The sequence below is a fragment of the Longimicrobiaceae bacterium genome, from assembly GCA_035696245.1.
Classification (GTDB): domain Bacteria; phylum Gemmatimonadota; class Gemmatimonadetes; order Longimicrobiales; family Longimicrobiaceae; genus DASRQW01.
On record DASRQW010000359.1, the window covers coordinates 1 to 5,191 of the forward strand.

2 protein-coding genes are annotated in these 5,191 nt (G+C 74.2%); both read left to right on the plus strand.

The genetic code is table 11. The annotated features are described in order from the left end of the window. Nucleotides 1-171 precede the first annotated feature (171 nt). The gene (locus tag VFE05_16415; protein ID HET6231659.1) at nucleotides 172-2,427 is read left to right on the plus strand and encodes a BamA/TamA family outer membrane protein; all 2,256 of its coding nucleotides are present in this window, start codon (nucleotides 172-174) and stop codon (nucleotides 2,425-2,427) included. Beyond that, nucleotides 2,427-5,191: hypothetical protein (locus VFE05_16420; protein ID HET6231660.1), on the plus strand; the 2,765-nt coding region annotated here is incomplete at its 3' end. The genes VFE05_16415 and VFE05_16420, both read left to right, overlap by 1 nt.

The window sequence follows — 5,191 nt, forward strand, 5'->3', positions numbered from 1 at the left end:
CGGGCCCTGGCACGGGGGATGCTCCACGGGACCCGCGTTTCCTGCCGTGCGACCGCGTTTGACCGCCGGTCGCGCGGGTGTAGATTGCCGTGCTTGCTCCCGTCCGCGCCCGGACGGCGTTTCCAGCGCCCGCCCTTCCCGGCGGCACGCGCTCCGCGCTACGCGAGATCGATGCTCCTACGCCCCGGGCGGCCCCTGCGCGCGCTCACTGGACGGTTCCGCTCCGCCGCCTCGGCCCTGGCCGTGGCGGCCCTCGCCGCGTGCGCGGCCAACGGCGCCGGCGGTGCCCCTTCGGGCCCGCTGCCCGCGTACCAGCAGTACGACGGCCGCAAGGTCACGGCGGTGCTGTTCGAGACGCCGCCGGGGGTGGCGCTCAAGCTGCGCCGCGACTCCATCGCGCTCATCATCGCCACCAAGACCAGCCGCTGCCGGCTGCTCTTCATCCCCGCCTGCCCGTTCGGCGCCGGCCGCGCGGTGCACTCGCTGGACCTTGGGGTGCTGAGCCGCGACGTCTCGCGCATCCAGCTGTACTTCCGCGACCACGGCTACTACGGCACCAGCGTGGTGCCCAGCGTGACGCCCGACGGCGACGACGAGGCGCGCGTGCACTTCACCATCGTGCCCGGCGACAAGGTCACGCTGCACTCGCTGGCGGTGGAGGGCCTGGACTCGCTCTTCCAGCCCGGCCAGATCGAGAAGCGCCTGCCGCTGAAGGTGGGCAAGCCCTTCGGCCGCCGCGACTTCATCTCGAGCGCCGACACCATACGCAACGCGCTGCTCCAGAAGGGCTACGCGTACGCCCAGGTGCTGCGAAACTACGGCATCGACACGGTGTCGGACGTGGCCGAGGCGAGCTACCAGGCGGTGCCGGGGCCGCTGGTGCGGGTGGACACGATCATCTTCGCGGGGCTGGACCGGCTGGAGGAGAAGATCGCGCGGCGGCAGCTCACCTTCCGCGAGGGCGACGTGCTGCGGGCCTCGGCGCTGGACCAGAGCCAGCGCAACTTCTTCGGGCTGGAGCTGGTGAGCTACGCCTCGGTCGAGATCGCGCCGGACTCGATGCAGCTTTCGCCGGACTCGCTGCAGCTCCAGCCGGCGGAGATCGGGACGACGGTGCTGGTGCGGATCGTGGAGGCGGCGCGCTTCATGGCCGACGTGTCGGCGGGCATCGCCACGCAGGACTGCTTCCGCAGCCAGGTGACGCACGTGGACCGCAACTTCCTGGGCGGCGCCCGGCGCCTGGAGCTGAACGCGGCGGTGTCCAAGCTGGGGGTGGGCAGCTCGGGCGGGCTGGAGAACACCTTCCTCTGCCGCGGCCTGCAGACGCCGGACTCGGCCAGCAGGCTGGACAAGGCGATCAACACGTCGGTGAACTACCGCCTGGCCGCGAACTTCCTCCAGCCGCGCTTCTTCGGGACGCACACGAGCGTGACGGCGGGCGGGCACCTGGAGCAGACGTCCGAGATCGGGCTGTACCTGCGCCACTCGGCCGGCGCGCAGCTGGGCGTGGCGCGGCGGGTGGCGCCGCGCACGGTGGTGAGCGGCTCGCTGAACGCGGAGCGGGGCAACACCGACGCGCGCGACGTCTTCTACTGCCGCGCGCTGCAGGTGTGCGACCCCGCGGCGATCGGGCCGCTGAAGAAACCGCGCTGGAGCAACTCGCTGAGCGTGGGCGCGGTGCACAACGCCACGCGCGGCACGCTGGCGCCCACGTCGGGCTTCCAGGCGCGCACGCAGCTGGACCTGGCCTCGCGCGTCCTGCGCTCCGACGACAGCTACCTGCGCCTGCTGGCGGACGGCGCGCTGTACCGCCAGGTGCGCACGGGCTGGATCCTGTCGGGCCGGCTCATGGGCGGCACCTTCATCTCCGGGCTGGAGGGCCCCAACGGCTACATCCCGCCGGAGCGGCGCTTCTACGGCGGCGGCGCCAACAGCGTGCGCGGCTTCGCGACCAACGCGCTGGGGCCCACGGTGTACGTGATCGACCGGTTCAAGGTGCACCACCCCAAGGGCGACACCGTCACCATCACCAGCATCGACACGCTCACCGACGGGTCGGCCACGGGCGGGCGGCGCACGGTGCTGGCCTCGGCGGAGCTGACGATGCCGTCGCCCTTCCTGGCGAGCTACTTCCGCTTCGCCACGTTCGTGGACGCGGGCCAGGTCTGGGACCCGCCCACGGACTCGGTCGTCTCCCACCCCGGGCTGCGCGTCACCCCGGGCGTGGGGCTGCGCATCGCCACTCCGGTGGGCCCCATCCGCCTGGACGTCGCGTACAACCCGTACGGCCCGGAGCCGGGGCCGCTGTACGCGATCGACCCCGCGGGCGGGCTGTTCCGGGTGAAGAACCGGTACGTGCCGCCGCAGCGGGGCGGCTTCCTGCGCAGGCACCTGGCCTTCCAGGTGGCGGTGGGGAGCCCGTTCTGATGGCTTCGCGCCGCGAGCGCGCGCGCCGCGCCGGGCTGCTGCTCCTGGGCCTCGTGGTCGGCCTGGGCGTGACCGTGCTGGGCCTGCTCACGTACGTGAACCACGTGCGCCACGCGCGCACGGAGGCGCTGGTGAGCGCCCGCCTGGGCCTGCCGCGCGAGGCGTTCTCGCTGGAGCGCATCACCGTCGACGGCCACGTGGTGGGCTCGCTCAGCCGGGTGGCGCTGCTGGCGCGCGGCGGCGACACGGTGGCCACCGCGCCCGAGGTCACCTTCAGCTTCGACGCGCGGTCGCTGGCGGGGAAGGGGCCCATCGAGTTCGACGCGATGGAGGTGCGCCGGCCGTTCATCCGCCTCGCCCAGGCGCGCGACGGCACGTGGAACTTCTCCCGGATCTGGCGCGTGCAGGCGGGGGGGAAGGACGTGAAGCTCGCGGCGGCGAACAACGCCGCCGACTCGCGCCCGTACGTGGTGCGCAACGCGCGCATCGTGGACGGGCGCGCGTCGGTCGCCATGCTCGCGGGCCCGGTGCCGGACAGCGGGACGGCGCTCTTCGCGGCCGAGGGAGGGGCTCCCCGCGTCCGCGTGGGCCGCCAGGTGATGACGGTTCGGCACGTGACGGGCATCAACGGCACGCTCTCGTCCATCCGCTTCGGCGGGGCGGACGGGTGGAAGATCGACGTCGGCAGCCTGACCGCGAAGGCGGACCACCCGGACCTGCACGTCGCCCAGCTCGCCGGCACGGTCGGCTCGCGCGACGGGGAGCGCATCGACTTCGACATCCGTACGTTGCGCACGGACCACTCGGCGTTCGACGGGAAGGGCTCCATCCGCCTGGCGGACGCCGGGCTGGGGATGGACTTCCGCATCCGCGCGCATCCGCTGGACTTCCGCGACCTCCGGGGCCTGGGCTACAAGATCCCCGCGTCCGGCATCGCCCGCTTCGCGCTCGACGTGCGGTCCGGCGCGCGCGGGGCCGTTACGTACCGCGTGACCGACGCCACCGTGGCGGCGCTGGACTCGCGCGCCAGCGGCCACGCGACCATCGTCACCTCCCCCGGCGCGGCGCCCGCCTTCTCCGACACGCGCCTCGCGCTCGAACCGCTGCGCATCTCCACCCTCGAAGAGCTCGGACTGGTCAAGCCGACCGGGCTCGCGGGCGAGGTGCGGGGGACCATCGCCAGCGTGGACGAGGTCCGCGCGGGCCGCGGGTCGCTGCGCCTCGATCTGGAAGGCACGATCGCGCCGAAGGGCGGGGGAGAGACGTCCACCATCGCAGCGAACGGCCTGGTCGCCCTCGGGGCGAACGGCGGCGCGCCGCGTTTCGACGGGCTGCGCATCGACGCCCGCCCGCTGTACCTGGCGACGCTGCGGCCCTTCGCCCCGGCGCAGGCGAACATGCTGCGCGGCGTCCTCCGCGGCGGCGCGACGCTGACGGGCACGACGGAGTCGTTCCGCATCGAGGCCGGCAACCTGGCGTACCAGGTGGGCACCGCGCCTTCCACGCGCCTGAGCGGCCTCTCGGGCCGGGTGACGATGGGCACCACGCCCACGTTCGACCTGACGGCGCGCGCGGAGCCGCTGGCGCTGGCCACTCTCACGGAGCTGTTCCCGGCGCTGCCGTTCCGCACGGCGGTGCTCAACGGCCCCATCTCCATCGCCGGATCGACCCAGAGGATGCGGGTGACGGCGAACCTCCAGGGCGACCCGGGCGGCATCGACCTGCGCGCCACGGTGGCGCTGGGCGCGGTGCCGCGCTTCGACGTGGACGCGAACCTCTCGGCCTTCCGCGCGGGCGCCGTGCTGGCGGGCGGGGTGCCGCTGGACGGGCCGCTGAGCGGGCACGTGGCGGCGAGCGGGACCACCGAGGACTTCCGCTTCGACACCAACCTGACGCAGGGCGCGGGGCGGCTCCAGCTCGCGGGCACCGTGCGCCGCCCCGGCGGCACCGCGCCGCAGGTGGACGTGTCGGGAAGGGTGGACAACTTCCGCGTGGGCCTGCTGGTCGGGAAGCCGGACCTGCTGGGCGGCCCGGTGAGCGGCCCCATCGCCGTCTCCGGCGGCGGGCGGCGGCCCTACCGGTTCGACGTGGGCCTCGCCGGGGCGGTGGGGATGCTGGACCTGCACGGCTGGTACGCGGCGGGCACGGTGCCCAGCTACGCGGTCGCCGGCCGCGTGGCCGGCCTGGATCTCCACGGCCTGCCGGGCTTCGCCACGGTGCCCGTCACCAACCTGACGGCGACGGTGGACATCGCCGGCAGCGGGACCACGCCGGAGACGTTCAACGGCCGCATCGCCTTCGACGCCTCTCCCGGCTCGACCGTGGGCGGCGTGCCGCTGGAGGCGGCGACGGCCCGCATCGTGGCGGCCAACGGCGTGCTGCGGGTGGACACGTTCACGGTGGCGCTGCGCGGCGCGCGGGCGGAGGCGTCGGGCACGCTGGGGCTCACGCGCGACGACCCGGTGGGGCTGCGCTTCTCGCTCACCGCGCCCAACCTGGCGGCGGTCACCGGGCTCTTCCCGACGGCGGTCGTGGGCGGCACGCTGCCGCAGGTCTCCGGGGCGGTCAGCGCGCGGGGCACGGTGACGGGCTCGCTGCGCAACCTGGCGGTGAACGCCACGGCCAGCGGCAGCAACGTGCAGTACGGGACCAACCGCGCCGGCTCGTTCAGCCTCATTGCCAGCGGCACGCTGGGCGCGGCGGGGTGGACCGGGCACGCGGCCGTCAAGGCGACCGACGTGGCCGCTGCCGGGCAGACGCTCAC